Genomic DNA, 16,476 nt, shown 5'->3' with positions numbered 1-16,476 from the left:
ATACTCCGCCATCTTCTTCTCCGCCAATACCTTCGTGATCGCCGATGTCAGCGTCGTCTTCCCGTGATCCACATGCCCGATCGTCCCAATATTGATGTGCGGCTTCGTCCGCTCAAATTTCGCCTTCGACATAAAACCTCCCTAACTAATCAACGACCCGATAATGGTTGTGTATGCAGCGATCCTGGAGCCCTCGACCGGGATTGAACCGGTGACCTCTTCCTTACCAAGGAAGTGCTCTACCAACTGAGCTACAAGGGCAACACGCTTTATCCTTCGATTGAATATATTCTTCCAATTGATTATCTTCTTCTTGATTACCATAAATTGACACGCCGATTAAATTCTCTTCAACTAGCGCTGGTCTAAGCGGATAACTACCGCACAACCAATCTGGAGCGGGAAACGGGATTTGAACCCGCGACCCCCAGCTTGGAAGGCTGGCGCTCTACCGCTGAGCTATTCCCGCAACCCGGAAAATGGAAAATAGAAATTGGACCGGCCTCTGTTCCCATTCTCTATTTTCTATTCTCCATCCTCTGTTTTGGTTCGCCCAGCGGACCAAAACTGGGGAGGGGAGGATTCGAACCTCCGAAGCCGATGGCGACAGATTTACAGTCTGTTCCCGTTGTCCGCTTGGGTACCTCCCCTACACTTCCCCATTTACCATTCACCATTTACCGCTATCGACAAAACTGTAAATCGCAAATAGTAAATGGGGGACAATTCTTTTCCTTCGGAAAATTGTCGGAGCCACCGGAGGGAATTGAACCCCCGACAGGCTGATTACAAATCAGCTACTCTACCGACTGAGTTACGGTGGCCTAAATCTCTAAAAAACAAACGAAACATACGAAAGATAGCTCTTTACATTTCATAAATTCTATGTTAGCGTTTATCTAATATTTTTATGGCGTGGTTACGTCCACACACGTGGATACCTAGCAGAAAAGTAGCACAATGAAAGTCAGTGTAAATTTTGTATTTTAGTCATAAAATTTATATTTGTCAAGTGCATTTATTTCTAACCCCTCGATCACAATCTCTTTCACCCTCGTTTCACAAAAAAGGAGGTTTATTGATCATGAGATCAAAATCGTCTGTGGCGGCTATTTTTTGTCTATTAATCGGTCTTTCAAGTCCGGTACTCGCTGCAACCGATATTAAGCTCCCTAACACTTTTACGCAATCCGAGTTCGATGATCTCAGCAGACAGGTTGGGTTGGCCATTAGTTACAACCCACTCTCACCGGCAGCTTCCCTTGGACTATTAGGCTTTGATATCGGCGTTGAGGCAACCGCTGTTCATATTGATTCCAACAAATCGTTCTGGACAGACGCCGTTGGCAAAACGCCTCCCAGTTACCTGGTTTTTCCGAAAATCCACGCACAGAAAGGTCTTCCACTGGGGATTGATGTCGGATTAAGTTATGCCAAGGTTCCGGGAACCAACATCGGATTAATGGGCGGCGAGCTGAAATGGGCCGTTCTTGAAGGGACCTCGGTCATACCGGCCGTTGCAATCCGGGGTGATTATACAAAGTTAGTCGGGGTGAATGATATCAATTTGTCTGATTATGGCGCCGATATCTCGATCAGCAAGGGCTTCCTGTTTGTCACCCCTTATGCGGGGATCGGAGAGGTCTGGATCTCGAGCAAGGAGAAAAGTGATTTGATTGATCTTAAATCGGCCAGTCTCAGCGAAACTAAAGGTTTCGTGGGGGTCAAACTCAGTCTTTTTATCATCAGTTTTGTCGCCGAGGCCGATTTTTCAAAGGTTCCATCCTACAGCGGGCGAATGAATCTCAGTTTCTAAATCTCCGCACTAATATTCCATCTCGGTGGTCGCGCTGCCCGCGCAAGCCGCCAATTGATCCACCGTATAAGAAGGCCTGCCATCGCAATGGACCGGTGACGATATGGCATCGGAAATGCCCCAGCTATCTGTGGGATGCCCGTTTGCGAGCCTCCCCGTGATGACGGCCCGAAAATTATCCGGCCGGGTTGCGTCCGCGGTGCACGCATTGGCATTGGTACCCGTGATCGTGACGGTCCCGGCCGGTGTGGCGCCACTTGAATAGACGCGGTTGTTTGAAAATAGCTTGCTTGATTCCAACAAGTTGGCGAGGGTGGTGGTATAGCAGTTGTTCTCCGCACGGTACTGTTCTTCTTCAACCTTGATGGTCATCAACAGCGTTTTGGCCTCGACCTGTTTGCCACGGTAGACATAATTCGTGTAGATGGGATAAGCGATGGCGGCCAAGGCGGCGATAATCGCGACGACCACCATCAATTCAATGATTGTAAAACCCTTCTGATCATCCATCGCATTATCCTCCCCATCGAAATATGAACGTAGGGGCGACCAAGCGGTCGCCCCTACAATCATACATACCTGTACCAAACCACTGTCAATATGCGGTAGAAACAGCTTCAACGTTGGCTTTGCAACCGCTCAAGCTGTTATTGGGCGCAACCAACACTACACTCAATCCGCCAGCCTGAATCGTGGCTCCATAAACCGACGGATCCGCGAGGCCGTTTCTAGCTGACGCCGTTATAACCGGGTCACTGGGGTTCGTCAAATCAATGGCATAAGTGTAGTACTGATCGCCATTCGTCAACCAATCCCCTTCAGATGGGAAATGACTCTGAGCAGGCGGAACTGCATAGAACGGAATCGTGTCTTTTCCCGCTGTTGTGTAAGGGGGGATTGCATATGTAACAATATCCCCATCCGCCATATTCGGAGCGGAAACCCAGTCCGTGATGGCGTTACAGATCATCCGGGTATGGTCCACGGCATTGCTGGTCCGCGACCGTTTAATGTACTTGATGTACTGAGGAATCGCAATAGCCGCCAAGATACCGATGATGGCCACCACGATCATCAGCTCGATCAAGGTGAAACCCTTTTTGCTGTGCATGTACTTTAACATGATGTATCCCTCCTGTGATCGGTTTATTGCTTTTAACGTTTTATTGCCCTGCATAGCTAATTTGCAGCAATCATGCCAGGAATATAATAAAAATTTAAAGCTTGAAACAACTGCAAAATCAATGTATTAAAAACATCCTGTCCTTAGTTATGATCGAGCCGTTATGAACAGAGCGGTCAATCTTTGGAACCAACATGACAAATTTCGGCAGTTCCATCCGGAGCTGGAATCCGTTCACTTTTTAATTTAGGTTTATTTAGTGGACTATGGATTGCGATTGTTCTGTGGTCAACTCTCGACCGTTTTTCAAAGGAATGGTTGTTGAATCTCGAAGGCGTGCTTTTTGTATCCGTTCTTCTTTTGCCGGATCACCGAAACCAGCCGATTTATAGCGCTCTGCTAATTTACTATTATCGGGATCGAGTTCAAGGGATTTTAACCAAGCCTCTTTCGCCTCCCGTGGCAATGATTTTTTTAAATAGATATCGCCCAGATGTTCTTGAATAACGGCATCGTCCGGAACCAGTACCACGGCGCGGTTCAGCTGGATCAGGGCTTCGTCGATTCTCCCCATTTTATAATAAGTCCATCCCAGACTATCGATAAAGTAACCATCATCCGGCTTAACCGTCAGTGCACGATTGATAAGATCAAGCGCCTCCTGCAGCTTTATTCCCCGATCCGCATAAGTATAACCCAAGTAGTTCAACGCATTGGCATGTTTGGGGTCTAAATGGATCGCCTCTTCCATGGCTGCGACAAGATCATTAAAACGGTTCATTTTGTCAAAAACGGCACCAATGTTAAAGTAGAGCTCAGGGTTGTTCGGATCTTGGGCAATTCCCTGTTTAAAGACTTCCATTGCTTTTTCATAATTTCCCGCCTGATAATAGGTCAATCCTAGAAACAGATAGGACTCCGTGCGTTTCGGATCGATGGCAATAGCTCGTGTCAGATGGTCAATGGCCTCGCTTGTGTTATTCATACGATTGAGAAGGTTGCCCAAATGGAGATGAGCCTCAACATAATTGGGATCTATTTCCAATATCGCCCGATATTCCTGAATGGCCATTTTATAGTCCCTGGTTTCTTCGTAAAGATAGGCTAGGTAATCACGCACTTTCAACTCATCGGGACGTACGGCTGTAACCGCCTGCAACTCACCAATCGCCTTGTCGAATTCCTTTATTTCAGAATAGATTAAACCTTTTCGCAGACGGGCTTCAATGTCATCCGGATCATCTGCCAAGATTTGGTTGATCATGGCTAACGCGGAGTCATAGGCCTTCTGCTCAATGTCCAACTGCACAAGGTGGTATCGCACCTCTCGGCTATGCGGATTAATCTCCTCCAAGACTTTGCGATAAGTCTGTCGGGCCCGTTCCGATTCGCCTTGGGCTTCATAGGCCGCTCCTAACCCCAGATAGGCCGATTCAAATGTGGGTGCTAGAGAGATTGCTTTTTCGAACGCCAGAACCGCCTCTGAATACTTTTTCTGGTCGCTGATGACCCTTCCTAAGTAATAGTATCCAAGCGGCGAAGAGGGATCGGTCTCGATTCCTTTTTTAATTGCGGAAACGGCACGGTCGAATTGTTCTTGATTCGCGTACAAGGTTCCTTCAGTCAGATAGGCCTCTGTCTGCGTAGGATCCAGTTTAATGACGCCGTCATAGACTTGGATGGCCTGTTGATATTGCCCACGACTCGAGTACAGTCCCGCCAAAAACATCAAAGAATTGATATTATCAGGCTCGAGGCGAAGTGCGGACTGAATATAGGTCGTCGCACCGGCGATATCCCCCCTCCTCATCAAAAGAGATGCTGTCGACGTTAAGAGCAAGACGGATTGATGATCATATTGGAGCGCAGCCAGATATTCTTTTAGCGCAAGTTCATCATCATTATCCATTTCAGCCGAGTAGGCACGAAGAAAATGGTAATACGAACGCGGATCTCTACCAAGGCTTGATTTTGTGTGGGTGATTTCGGAACTAGGACCGACTAACTCCGTATTTTTTGATAATACGGGGGTACAGGATAGCAGACCTAGTGAAAAAACAACAAGAACAGATCGATTTATAAGAAACTTCATCATGCTCGATTGTGCTTTGGTGGGAATATTCAGTCCAACCAAGAGCCCCTTTTATCCGGTTTGCAATGAAGCAATGAATTACCTCTTTGTTAATTAAAACACGAGAGTTTTGAGAAGTCAAGGTAAGCCAGGCAATTGCTTGGTAAAATAGGGGCCTACGGGAGGTCTTCAGTCTTTTTTGTCGCCTGAATGGTCTTTGGGGGGAGTGACGTCGATCTCCGTCTGCTCCGACACCGATTTCTTAAATCCCCGGACGGCTCTTCCGAGGCCAGAACCGACCTCCGGTAGTTTCCCGACTCCGAAAACGGCAAGCACGATGATTAGAATTACAACAATCTCAGGAAGTCCTAATCCAAACATCGCTTACCCCTTCAGGAATAAGAACAAGGAATAACGCGGCTCAAAACTCTTCCACCTCTTCATGGACTTTTTCGAGATTTTCGAATCGAGTGTACCGATCCAGAAAAGCCAGTTTGATGTTGCCGATTGGTCCGTTTCGTTGTTTTCCTACAATAATATCCGCTATGCCTTTATTCTCATCCGTGGTGCGATAGACTTCATCCCGGTAAATAAAGATGACGATATCCGCGTCCTGTTCAATGGCTCCTGACTCCCTTAAGTCAGCCAGGATCGGTCGTTTATCTGCACGGTTCTCAACCGCACGCGACAATTGAGACATGGCCACAACCGGCAGTTGAAGTTCTTTGGCTAAAGCCTTCAGCGATCGAGAAATTTCCGAGATTTCCTGCTCACGATTGTCGGCATCGCCGCGTCCGCGCATAAGTTGAAGGTAGTCCACGATGATCAGATCCAGACCATGCTCCGCTTTCAGACGCCGGGCCTTCGCCCGCATTTCCAGAACGGAGAGCGCCGGCGTGTCATCAATAAAGATTCGGGCTTCGGCGATTCTTCCGGCGGCTGTGGTCAACTTGGGCCAGTCCGCACGACCCAGATAACCGGATCGCAGTTTATGCGCATCCACACGCGCCTCCGAACAGAGCATGCGCATCACCAACTGTTCCTTTGACATTTCCAAACTGAAGACGGCCGCCGTACCCCGCTTTTCGATTCCCAAATGCTGAGCAATGCCCAGCGCCAATGCGGTCTTTCCCATGGAAGGCCGGCCGGCAATCACGATGAGGTCGGAAGGCTGCAAACCGGAAGTCATTTCGTCCAGATCCCGATAGCCCGTGGCCACTCCCGTTACCCGTTCTTTTTTTTCGTACAGCCTTTCGATGGTTTCAAAACTGTCTTTGATGATTTCTTTGACGGCCACAAAGGAGGGTTTTAACTTTTTTTCTGAAATCCCGAAGATGCTCCGCTCGGCGAAATCCAAGAGTTCTTCAACTCGGCCTTGATCGTCATACCCTTGTCCGACAATGTCCGTCGCAACCGAAATTAAATTTCGAAGAATCGCTTTCTCATGAATGATTCGAGAATGTTGACGGATATTGGCCGCGGTTGGAATACTATTGACGAGGGATGAGAGATAGGCTGCCCCTCCCACCGTCTCCAATTCATTTTTTCTTCTCAGATGATCCGTCAGGGTAATCAGGTCAACCACTTCATTCCGCTCGTTGAGATCGAGAATGGCCGAGAAAATCCGTCGGTGCGCGTCGCGATAGAAATTATCCGGATGGATGATCTCGAGCGCTTTATTGAGCGACGCGTTATCGATCAGGATTGCACCCAGCACGGCCTGCTCGGCCTCGACGTTCTGAGGAGGGAGTTTGGTAAGCGCTTCAGCTTCAGAATTTTTACGAGACGGAAAATCGATCACGGACATGTTTTCCTCAACCGGTGAAGCGATTATAATTTCGAAACGAGAACGGGGATCCTACCGCTCTGTTGTTTTCCGGTACGACAATTGACCAGGACGGCCCTTTCGCCATTTAATAATAGAAACAGTTGTTTTGCTCCGATCCTCTTGGCTCGATAGACGGCCTCGGCGAGATCCATTTTTTCAATGTGCTGAATCACTCTATAGCCTTTTTCTCGGATGATCCGAGTCAACTTAAAAAGGCGAATCATGTCACGTTGCGTGTCCACTGCGAGGATATCGACCGCGGTTTCTGGACCCCCACCGACGGTCTTCTGCCAGGCCCATTGGAGCTGTTCCGCGTCAAATGCAAAGCCCGTCGATGGACAAGGAGCGCCGAACTTTCCAATCAGGGAGTCGTAACGTCCGCCACGGCCCAGGGGAACACCCATGTCCTTGGCAAACACCTCAAAAATTATACCGGTATAATAGTCAAATCCGCGAATCTCAGACAGATCAATCAGGAGATGGTCTTTCCAGCCAGATGAAATAAGGATGCGAAACACGTCCCGTAATCGGGTCAAAGCCTGCCGACAAGAAGAAAACGTACTTAGACTCCATGCCCGTTCGATCGCCTCTTCCTGTCCGAATAATGAAAGGACGGTTATTATCTGACGTGACTTATTTTCCGGCACGTTTCCTTGATTTAAGATTTGGACCAGTCGGGATCGGTCCTTTCGGATCATGGCCGCGTGAACCTGCTTCTGCAGATCGGCGGCCAGACCGATCCCGTTCATCAGCCCACGGAAAAACTCCACCTGGCCGATCGCGATTTTAAATTCCGTCAGGCCGATTTTCTGCAGCGCTTCGATGGCAACCGCGATCACTTCCGCATCCGCTTCAGGACCTTCCAATCCAATCAGCTCTCCCCCGATCTGAAAAAGCTCGCGCGCCCGACCGGCATGCTCTTCTTCGTGCCTAAAAACATTCGCGCGATAACACAGACGGAGCGGTTTGGGAACATCGGTCATCAACATCGCCGCGATCCGTGCAATCTGAGGTGTAACATCCGGACGGAGAAGCATAACGCGGCCGTTTCCGCGATCGACAAATTTATAACCTTTTTCGACCAGGTCTTCACCCATACCCACGGTAATGACGTCCAGATATTCAAAAATGGGCGGAATAACTTCCCGATAGCCCCAGGATAAAAAGACGGACAGAACCGTCTCCTCGATATGCCGTTTGTGAACGGCGGCTTCGGGAAGAAAGGTCGCCAGGCCCTTGGGCAGCATCGGGCGACTGCTGTTTTGAAATTTGGTCATGACTTAAACCGGGATGGAACCGCCTCCGATCAACCGGTTAAAGTTCAATCAGTTTGGCGGAAAGCACATGAGGAAGTTTCTTGAGTTTTCCAAGCAACTCTAAACCCACGGGCGCATCGATGCCTACGACGGAAATGGCCTTTCCTCCGGTATGCTCACGCCCCAATTGCATCCGTGAAATGTTGATTTGGTTGTCCCCCAACAAGCGGCCGATGTTTCCGATAACCCCGGGTTTGTCGTCGTTGATCATCAACAGCATATGCCCTTCCGGTACAACCTCCAGGGACAAACCATCGATCTCGACGATCCGGGGGTCTTTCCGATTGTAGAGTGTGCCGGACACGCTAGCTTTTTTTGAGCCGGCTTTAACCGTCAGCACGACCAGGCTGGTGAACTCGCCCGCCTCGGCGCTTTTGATTTCTTTTATCTCGATCCCTCGTTCTTTGGCTACAATCGGAGCGTTCACATAATTGACGGGCTCTTCCAGAATCGGGGTGAGTAGGCCTTTAAGAGCCGCCACGGTAATGGGGGCGGTTGTCAGTCCGGAGACATCCCCGCGATACTCGATCGTCAACTGTTCCAGACCGCCTTCATGGCTCTGTGCGAGAAACGCACCCAGATTCTCGGACAACGTCAGATAGGGTTGGATTTTCGGCAGGAGGTCGACCGGGACGGAGGGGATATTGGCCGCTCCGCGGATTACGCCGCGGATCAGATAATCGGCAATCTGTTCCGCTATCGCCAGGGCTACATTTTCCTGCGCCTCGGTTGTCGCCGCGCCGATATGCGGCGTGCAGATGACGTTCTCTAACGTTAGAAGGGGGTTCTTCAGATCAACCGGCTCTTGCTCAAACACATCCATCGCCGCGCCGGCGACCTTGCCCTTCACCAACGCATTGTACAGATCCTGCTCGTTCACGATGCCGCCCCGCGCACAATTGATGATCCGAACCCCATCCTTCATTTTGCCGATGGCGTCGGCATTGATCAGCGATTTGGTCTCGGCCGTCAACGGAACGTGCACCGAAATGATATCGGATCGACGGTACAGATCGTTCAAATCCACCAGTTCCACACCCATTTTCCTGGCATTTTCCTCGGAAAGGTACGGATCGTAGGCGATGACCTGCATCTGGGCGCCCTGGGCCAATTTGGTCACGTACGATCCGATCTGACCGATTCCGATGATTCCAAGCGTCTTGTTATAAAGTTCCATCCCCATGAACTTATTTTTTTCCCACTTGCCGGCCTTGATCGAAGCCGTAGCCTGCGGGATCATTCGAGCCGATGAAAAAAGCAACGCCATGGTATGTTCGGCCGTCGTCACGGTGTTGCCGCCGGGGGTGTTCATCACCACGATGCCGTGTTTAGTGGCGGCCGCAAGGTCAACATTATCGAGGCCGGAACCGGCGCGGCCGACGACCTTGAGGCGCTTTGCCGCCTCGATCAGTTTCTGGGTCACCTTGGTCGCGCTTCGCACCACCAATCCGTCGTAAACCGGAATCACGCTGAAGAGTTCGTCCGGCCCGAGCTTGGTCTTCACGTCCACGTCCAATCCCGACCGCCTCATAATGTCGACGCCCTTTTCAGAAAGGGCATCGCTGACCAGCACCTTCACTTTCTTTTCTCCTTCGGTTGACATGGATTCTATTTTTTCATCAAGAGCTCTTCGGCTGTCCGAACCCCCTCGCCCATTTTTACCGGATAGCCCAAACCCTTGATCACCATCTCGACCGCCGACACCGCAATAATCACGTCAAAGAGATCGGCATAACCCATATGGGCGATCCGGAAAATCTTCCCTTTGAGGTGATCCTGTCCTCCGGCCGCCGTGATCCCGTATTTCTCGCGCAAGGTTTTGTACACCGCCTGCCCGTCCACCCCCTCCGGCGCATTGACGGCCGTTAGAGCGTCGCTGGGCGACTGCTTGGGAAACAGGGTCAGGCCGGCCGCCAACATGGCCTGCCGCATCGCATGAGCCAACTGCTTATGACGCGCGAAAATGTTCGCTAGGCCTTCGGCCTTCAGTTGTTTGAGCACCTCATGCAGTCCGACAATCAAGGACACCGCGGCGGTGTATGCCGTCTGGTTTTTTGACTGACTCTCACGCTCTTTTTTCAGATTAAAATAAAATTTGCTGTTCTTCGCTTTTTCGCTCATCCGCCAGGCCTTTTCGCTGACGCTGACGAAGGCGAGACCGGGCGGTAGCATCAAGGCCTTCTGCGAACCCGTCGCCACCACATCCAGACCCCACGAATCGGTCTGCAGATCAAACACCCCCATCGCGCTAACGGCATCCACGACCAAGATCGTCTCCGCGAGCGGTTTGACGATTTGACCCAATGCCTTCACATCGTGCGCCACGCCGGTGGAAGATTCGCTGGCTTGGACATACACTGCCCTAATGGCAGGGTCTTTCTTCAAGGCCTGAGCCACCTGCTGTGGATCGACCGCATAGCCCCATTCGACCTTGATCTCTTCCACTTTGACCCCGTACACTTGACAGAGCTTCAACCAACGTTCGCCGAACTTCCCGCCGTTGATCACAATCGCCTTATCACCCGGCGACAAGAAATTGGACACGGCGCTTTCCATCCCTCCGGTGCCGGTTGAAACCAGAGTGATCACATCCTGTTGAGTCTGGAACAGCCATTTCAAATCCTCTCTTACGTGGCCCAACAGCTCGGCGAATTCAGGCGCACGGTGATGCAAAATAGGTTGGGCCATGGCCAGGAGTATCTCGGGAGGAACCGGCGTGGGGCCGGGAGCCAAAAGATAACGCTTTCGCATAACCGTCAATCTCCTCGGGATAAAGAATAATTGATGCTCCTGCAGGGCACAGATCTCTCTACCCGCACAGGAGCTTTCAGGGAGTTCCACAAGCCCGATTTTCGGACTCACAAAACCGTGGTTACGCTAACACAACCATCCCCTCTTGTCAAGTCACGAACAACCGTTGTTGAATTCACTTCCCCGATACAAAACCGGCTTATTTCTCCTCCGTACGTATTTGAATGGCATTTTTTTTAATCACAAAAATCCGTTCGTTGCGGTCGTTCCGGTTGATTGGGAAAAGGTAGAATCCGTCTTCCAGTGGACGAAGACCGTATGTGTATCCCGCAATTTCCTCGCCATCGGCGAAGCGCACGCGGACTTTTTTCCCGGCGGGCATCAAGAGCGATTCGGAGAGCGGCTCCGCATCAGGCGGACGGAGAAAAAAGATCGCTTTCAAAACGGAACAGTCGATGTCGTGAACGTCGGAGGCTGTTTGTAGTTTTAATCGTTTGGCGGCCGGGTCAAACCGTAAAAGTTCACCCTCCAGCGTCGCACCGGTCAGAAAACGCACCACCACCCGATTTGAAAGCTTCACGAACGCCCCTTGCAGTCGATGAAGTTGTATTATACAATATTGCCGCAACAGAAACATCAACAAGACTAGAGTTCGTCGAAACAACAGTGAGTGATCAGGAACAGCCAGTGAATCAATGGCGACTCGTCGAAGATGATCCGGGTGAAGCCGCCTGGAATATGGCGGTCGATGAAGCGATCGCGGAGTCCTGCCGACAGGGACTCTCTCCTCCCACGCTTCGTCTCTATCGCTGGGCGCGCCCGGCACTAACCATCGGTTATTTTCAAAAGGTCGACCGCGATATCGATGAGACCGTTTGCCAGACGGAAAAGATAGCGGTTATCCGGCGGATGACCGGGGGAAGGGCGGTGCTGCACGGACACGACCTGACCTACTCCGTAGCTTCCCGGGCTTATGTTCCGGAGCTCCCAAACACCATCCGTGGAACATTCTTAGCCATTAGCCGCGGTCTGATTGAAGGGCTCCATCAATTGGGTCTGCATGCCGAACCCGTTCGATCCCCCGTCCGCAATATGGGCCGCTCGCCCATTTGTTTTATGTCCGCCTCCTGGTATGAAATCATCTGCAACGGCCGGAAAATCATCGGCAGTGCACAACGTCGATGGAAGGATGGGATGCTTCAGCAAGGCTCTCTGCTTCTCGATTTCGATCCGGTGTTTTACTATAAACTGTTTCGTTTTCCGGATCAGGCCCAGCGGGCCAGGATGATCGAAGAGGGTCGAAACCGCATCGGCGGACTTTATAATCTGCTTTCGACGCATGTTCATCCAAAAACCGTTGCAAACCGGATCGCAAGCGGATTCGAGAAAGCGCTGGCCATTCAACTTGAGCCGGCTGGTCTGACCGACCAGGAATTGGAACGGGCCCATCACCTCGCCGGAACAAGATATGCCGATCATGCATGGAACCGGCTTGGATAACCTCTCTGTTTCATTTGACAATCCATAAAAATCAGGTATCATTAAGTACTAGTATACCCCCCTGAAGACACCCGGCGGATAAAGTGAGTAAAATTCTTGACATCGGGTAATAGAGCATGTAGGATAGGGCATTTTCGAAATGGCCGACGGCTGATTTAAACTTTGAACATCAACTTCAGATGGCCCATAACGGAAAGGCGGGATATGATCCGGCTGCTTCCCAAACAATTCCTCTGGTTGCTTTGCTTGCTGATTCTCGTTTCCTGCAGCAGCCCTTACAATAATGAAAAGAAGGCACACCTGTCAACCAAGCCGTCATTCTCACCGACCGGGTTTGCACCCACAACTCCGGAAAGAACGGAAGCATCGGAGGTCACGCCGAAATCGCACGCCGGCCCGGCTAGAGTTGAATCAAAAAACAACCAGGCGGATGTCAATCGTTCTTCCCCTCCGATGGACCCATCCCCAGCGACCGAGACCACGACTCCCGGCACACAAGTCACAAACCCCGACACAAACTTGTCTCCAAATCAAACACCTTCCGTCGACGATTCTCGGGTAGCGGCACAACCGGAAACATCACAGAATGTCGCGTATGGCGAACCCGCGAACGATTCCTTGGATGGATCTTCAAGTGAAACGACGACCGAATCCGATGTCGAGGAAGCCACCTACGACGTGCCGATTGTGCGAAACGAAAGCGTAGAGGATTATATCGAATATTTCCAAACCGAAATCCGGGATAAGTTTAAATTGTGGCTGGAGCGTTCAGGACGGTACATCCCGGTCATGCGTCAAATTTTCAAGGAACAGGGTCTCCCGGAAGACCTGGTGTTTGTCGCCCTGATTGAAAGCGGTTTCAATCCCTATGCCTACTCCCGCTCACGGGCGGTCGGACCCTGGCAGTTCATTAAAGGAACCGGTCGACTGTACGGCCTCCGGATCGACAACTGGGTCGACGAGCGACGCGACCCGATCAAATCAACCCACGCGGCGGCCCGATATTTCAAAGATCTCTACGATCGGTTTGGATCCTGGCCTCTGGCTATGGCCGGTTACAACGCCGGGGAGAAAAAAATTCAACGGGCCTTAGTCAGAGCGAAGGCCGACGACTTCTGGGATTTGCGATCGACCCGATATATCCGTCGGGAAACGAAGGGGTATGTTCCGAAATTCATGGCCGCAACGATCATCGCAAAAAACCCTGAAAAGTACGGATTCACCTTGGACTATCATGAACCCCTCAAATTTGATACCGTTTCGGTACCCGGCTCGGCCGATCTTCGCGTCATGGCTCAAGCCGCGGGGATCAGTTATGAAGATCTCAAGGAGTTGAATCCCGAGTTGCGGACAGAACTGACGCCTCCGTACTTGGATCAATATCCCCTGAGGCTTCCGGTAGGCCTACAACAGACCTTTGCGGACGCTTACGCTCAAATCCCGGATGAACGCAAGATCATCGGAACGCACTACAACATCCGCAGGAACGACACACTGAGCATCATCGCCAAGCGATTCGGGACATCGGTTGCACTTCTCCGAGAAATTAATCATCTTGCTCCGGGACAATTGCTGCACCAGGGAGACCTTTTGTTCATCCCGAAACTCCGGGTTGTTCCCCGCGAGCCTGAATCCCGTCCGATGACCGCGATGAATCATCGTCGCTCCAAGATAAGGTCGGCTCCGAAGAGGCCTCCCATCGAGATGGCCTCCCTGGAGAAACAGGATCGGTCGCCTTCCGGCGACGACACAGGGAAAATTTTGTACCGCGTCAAGGATGGGGACACGCTTTGGGATATCTCGAAGAGTTTTAATGTCAGGATTCAGGATCTAAAGCGTTTCAACGGGTTGGGCAGACATAGTAAGATTCGACCCGGGGATCAGTTGGTTCTCGGATTCCAGTCCAAAGACCTATAACTCACCGTCTATTTCTTTTCCGTCGGTGTCGACGGCCCCTTCTGAGCCGGTTTCTGCTGAGGCGTTGGAACAACGGTTATTGGTTTGTTCGAGGGCGACATGATCACCGGATTCTTGGTTGGTTCCGGCTTGACTTCGGTAACACCCAGAGCGGTCAGGCGCCTCTGGGCCTCCGCCAGAAATAATGAATCCGAGAACTGCCGGGTAATTTCCTGATACCGTTTGATCGCCTCCTCCTTTTTGCCGAGGGTTTCATTTATACGGCCCAATTCGTAGTCGGCTTGGTCCTTGTTCAGAGCCCCCGTAAGATGACCGACCGACTCAAACGCCTTCTGGGCTTCCTCGAAATCATTTTTAGCCAGAAAGGCGTACCCCAATCGTTGATAAGCTAATCCCGCCCAAATATCGTTTTTCGGTTCTTTTTCAAGAAACGACCGATAGGCCGACACGGCCGAGTCAAAATCGTTAAGCTCCATATACGTATTGCCAATGTAAAGCTGTGCGATAAAAGCGGACGGGGTTCCCGGATAGTCTTGAATCGTTTTCTGATACTGCTCTATGGCTTTTTTGTAATTTTCCTCTTTCGATGCGGTCGTCGTCTTTTCACCCGCAGGAGGTTGCTGTCGGTAATATTCCGAGCCTTGAAACTCCAGGGCCAAGGCGTGCATCTCCTGCTGGTGTTGGTAATACCAAAAAACTCCGATACCCGCAGCAATGACCACCGCAACGACGAATATCGCCCAGACAAGTCCGGCATGCTTTCGAATTTGCTCGCCCAGCCAATCCACCGTGCCGATAAACTCATCCGGTTTTTTTAATTGCTGTTTTCTGCTCGCAACCCGAATCTTGTAGGCCATACTCCCTCTGCTTAATTTAAAAGCGGAGTAGTTATAGCCTAAATGAGCGGAAAAGTCAAAGGCCTTGTGTTGACACAAAAAGAGTCGCGGTATATGCTGATACCCTGACCGCAATGGACTTTCACTTTCATCAAGATGCGATTGAACGGCTTCACGCAAACGGACTATTCCGTTGCCTGCGGCGGGTGGAGCCGGATCCGCACGGTCATCCCGGGCGCGTGATGATCGAGGGCCGATCCGTCATCCTTCTTTCCTCGAACAACTATTTGGGTCTGGCCGACCACCCTCGTATCAAAGAGGCCGCAATCACCGCCATCCGACAGTATGGATTCGGAAGCGGGGCCTCCCGATTGATTTCTGGAAATGCCCCCCCCCATGAGGCCCTGGAAGAGCGGATCGCGCAGTTTAAACAAACGGAATCCGCACTGGTCTTCAGCACGGGCTATATGGCTAATCTGGGGGTCTTATCCTGCCTGATCCCTTCGCAAGGTCTTCTGATCGCGGACCGGTTATGCCATGCGAGCCTGATCGACGGCTGCCGCATGAGCGGTTGTCGCTTCCGCGTTTTCGAACACGGCGATCTGGATCAACTCGAGCGGATGTTGGCTAAAAGACCGGCGGATCAACCGACCCTTATTGTGACAGACGGCGTCTTCAGCATGGACGGCGATATCGCTCCGTTACCCAACCTCGTCGAACTGGCCGAACGCCACGGCGCCGCCGTGTTTGTCGACGACGCGCATGCCACGGGGGTGATCGGGAAAGAAGGCCGGGGAACTTTGGAGCATTTCGGTCTCAAACCCGGCAGGGTTTTCCAGATGGGAACGCTCGGCAAAGCCCTCGGCGGTTTCGGGGCTTATGTGGCCGGGAGCCGCGTCTTGATCGATTATCTCATCAATAAAGCCAAAACGTTCATCTACACAACCGCCCTCCCTCCCGCCTCAGCCGCGGCGGCGCTGGCCGCATTCGACCTGCTGAGGGAGGAACCCGAACGTCGAGAACGCCTCTGGCAAAATCGCGCCTACTATGCGGACGGATTGAAGTCCCTTGGTTTTGATCTTCTGAACAGCGAGACACCGATTATTCCGATCATGATCGGCGACGACCGATCGGCCATGACCGTGTCGCAGCGCCTTCTGGAGGCCGGGGTTTTCGCCCCGGCGATCCGCCCCCCCACCGTTCCCAAGGGAACCAGCCGTATCCGCACCACGATCATGGCTTCGCATACCCGTGAAGACCTCGACCGCGTGCTGGACTCGCTCGGCCGGATCGCCCGTTCACTGAGGATTCTTTAATC

Annotated in this window: 15 protein-coding genes and 4 tRNA genes; 4 read left to right on the top strand and 15 right to left on the bottom strand. The window is 51.4% G+C overall.

Going from position 1 to position 16,476, the window contains the following annotated elements:
* From VLY20_00825 to VLY20_00805, 5 genes are all read right to left on the bottom strand, one after another.
* Positions 1–132: GTP-binding protein (locus VLY20_00825; GenBank protein ID HUK55182.1), on the bottom strand; the 132-nt coding region annotated here is incomplete at its 3' end.
* Between the two features lie 53 nt (positions 133–185).
* Positions 186–261: transfer RNA gene (locus tag VLY20_00820), tRNA-Thr, on the bottom strand.
* A 133-nt stretch (positions 262–394) separates the two neighbouring features.
* Positions 395–469: transfer RNA gene (locus tag VLY20_00815), tRNA-Gly, on the bottom strand.
* A gap of 99 nt (positions 470–568) precedes the next feature.
* Positions 569–650 (bottom strand) — tRNA-Tyr (locus tag VLY20_00810).
* A gap of 101 nt (positions 651–751) precedes the next feature.
* A tRNA-Thr gene (locus VLY20_00805) sits at positions 752–824 on the bottom strand.
* A gap of 260 nt (positions 825–1,084) precedes the next feature.
* Here VLY20_00805 and VLY20_00800 point away from each other — a divergent pair.
* A complete protein-coding gene (locus tag VLY20_00800; GenBank protein HUK55181.1) occupies positions 1,085–1,816 on the top strand; it encodes a hypothetical protein in 732 nt (243 codons plus the stop codon).
* Between the two features lie 9 nt (positions 1,817–1,825).
* Here the strand turns inward: VLY20_00800 and VLY20_00795 are convergent, their stop codons facing one another.
* The 9 genes from VLY20_00795 to VLY20_00755 all read right to left on the bottom strand — a co-directional run bounded on the left by VLY20_00795 (position 1,826) and on the right by VLY20_00755 (position 11,485).
* Entirely contained in the window at positions 1,826–2,326 is a 501-nt protein-coding gene (locus VLY20_00795) for a prepilin-type N-terminal cleavage/methylation domain-containing protein (protein ID HUK55180.1), read from the bottom strand.
* Positions 2,327–2,411: 85 nt separating this feature from the next.
* Positions 2,412–2,927, bottom strand: coding sequence for a prepilin-type N-terminal cleavage/methylation domain-containing protein (locus VLY20_00790; GenBank protein HUK55179.1), 516 nt, complete (start codon positions 2,925–2,927; stop codon positions 2,412–2,414).
* Positions 2,928–3,195: 268 nt separating this feature from the next.
* Positions 3,196–4,848 (bottom strand): tetratricopeptide repeat protein, encoded by a 1,653-nt coding sequence (locus VLY20_00785; GenBank protein ID HUK55178.1) that lies wholly within the window; start codon positions 4,846–4,848, stop codon positions 3,196–3,198.
* A 351-nt stretch (positions 4,849–5,199) separates the two neighbouring features.
* Entirely contained in the window at positions 5,200–5,391 is a 192-nt protein-coding gene (locus tag VLY20_00780; protein ID HUK55177.1) for a twin-arginine translocase TatA/TatE family subunit, read from the bottom strand.
* A 40-nt stretch (positions 5,392–5,431) separates the two neighbouring features.
* A complete protein-coding gene (gene dnaB, locus VLY20_00775) occupies positions 5,432–6,817 on the bottom strand; it encodes a replicative DNA helicase (protein HUK55176.1) in 1,386 nt (461 codons plus the stop codon).
* 23 nt (positions 6,818–6,840) lie between these two features.
* Complete coding sequence (gene hisZ / locus VLY20_00770; GenBank protein HUK55175.1) at positions 6,841–8,115, bottom strand: ATP phosphoribosyltransferase regulatory subunit; 1,275 nt, start codon at positions 8,113–8,115, stop codon at positions 6,841–6,843.
* 37 nt (positions 8,116–8,152) lie between these two features.
* On the bottom strand, positions 8,153–9,757 hold the full coding sequence (gene serA / locus VLY20_00765) for a phosphoglycerate dehydrogenase (GenBank protein HUK55174.1): 1,605 nt from the start codon (positions 9,755–9,757) through the stop codon (positions 8,153–8,155).
* A gap of 5 nt (positions 9,758–9,762) precedes the next feature.
* Entirely contained in the window at positions 9,763–10,905 is a 1,143-nt protein-coding gene (locus VLY20_00760; protein ID HUK55173.1) for an alanine--glyoxylate aminotransferase family protein, read from the bottom strand.
* 199 nt (positions 10,906–11,104) lie between these two features.
* Positions 11,105–11,485: a hypothetical protein gene (locus VLY20_00755; protein HUK55172.1), complete on the bottom strand. Its 381-nt coding sequence runs from the start codon at positions 11,483–11,485 to the stop codon at positions 11,105–11,107.
* A 107-nt stretch (positions 11,486–11,592) separates the two neighbouring features.
* Here VLY20_00755 and VLY20_00750 point away from each other — a divergent pair, with 107 nt between their 5' ends.
* Positions 11,593–12,405: a biotin/lipoate A/B protein ligase family protein gene (locus VLY20_00750; GenBank protein HUK55171.1), complete on the top strand. Its 813-nt coding sequence runs from the start codon at positions 11,593–11,595 to the stop codon at positions 12,403–12,405.
* Positions 12,406–13,023: 618 nt separating this feature from the next.
* Positions 13,024–14,322, top strand: a complete 1,299-nt coding sequence (locus tag VLY20_00745; protein HUK55170.1) for a transglycosylase SLT domain-containing protein — start codon at positions 13,024–13,026, stop codon at positions 14,320–14,322.
* 8 nt (positions 14,323–14,330) lie between these two features.
* On the opposite strand, the gene VLY20_00740 is transcribed toward VLY20_00745, so the two are convergent.
* Complete coding sequence (locus tag VLY20_00740; GenBank protein HUK55169.1) at positions 14,331–15,338, bottom strand: tetratricopeptide repeat protein; 1,008 nt, start codon at positions 15,336–15,338, stop codon at positions 14,331–14,333.
* Between the two features lie 26 nt (positions 15,339–15,364).
* On the opposite strand from VLY20_00740, the gene bioF reads away from it, so the two are divergent.
* Positions 15,365–16,474 (top strand): 8-amino-7-oxononanoate synthase, encoded by a 1,110-nt coding sequence (bioF, locus tag VLY20_00735; protein HUK55168.1) that lies wholly within the window; start codon positions 15,365–15,367, stop codon positions 16,472–16,474.
* Positions 16,475–16,476: the final 2 nt, after the last annotated feature.

It is taken from the genome of Nitrospiria bacterium (assembly GCA_035517655.1).
In the GTDB taxonomy this organism is placed as follows: Bacteria; Nitrospirota; Nitrospiria; order JACQBZ01; family JACQBZ01; genus JACQBZ01.
Note: the sequence above shows the minus strand (reverse complement) of the source record. Positions and strands in the feature narration are given on the sequence as shown.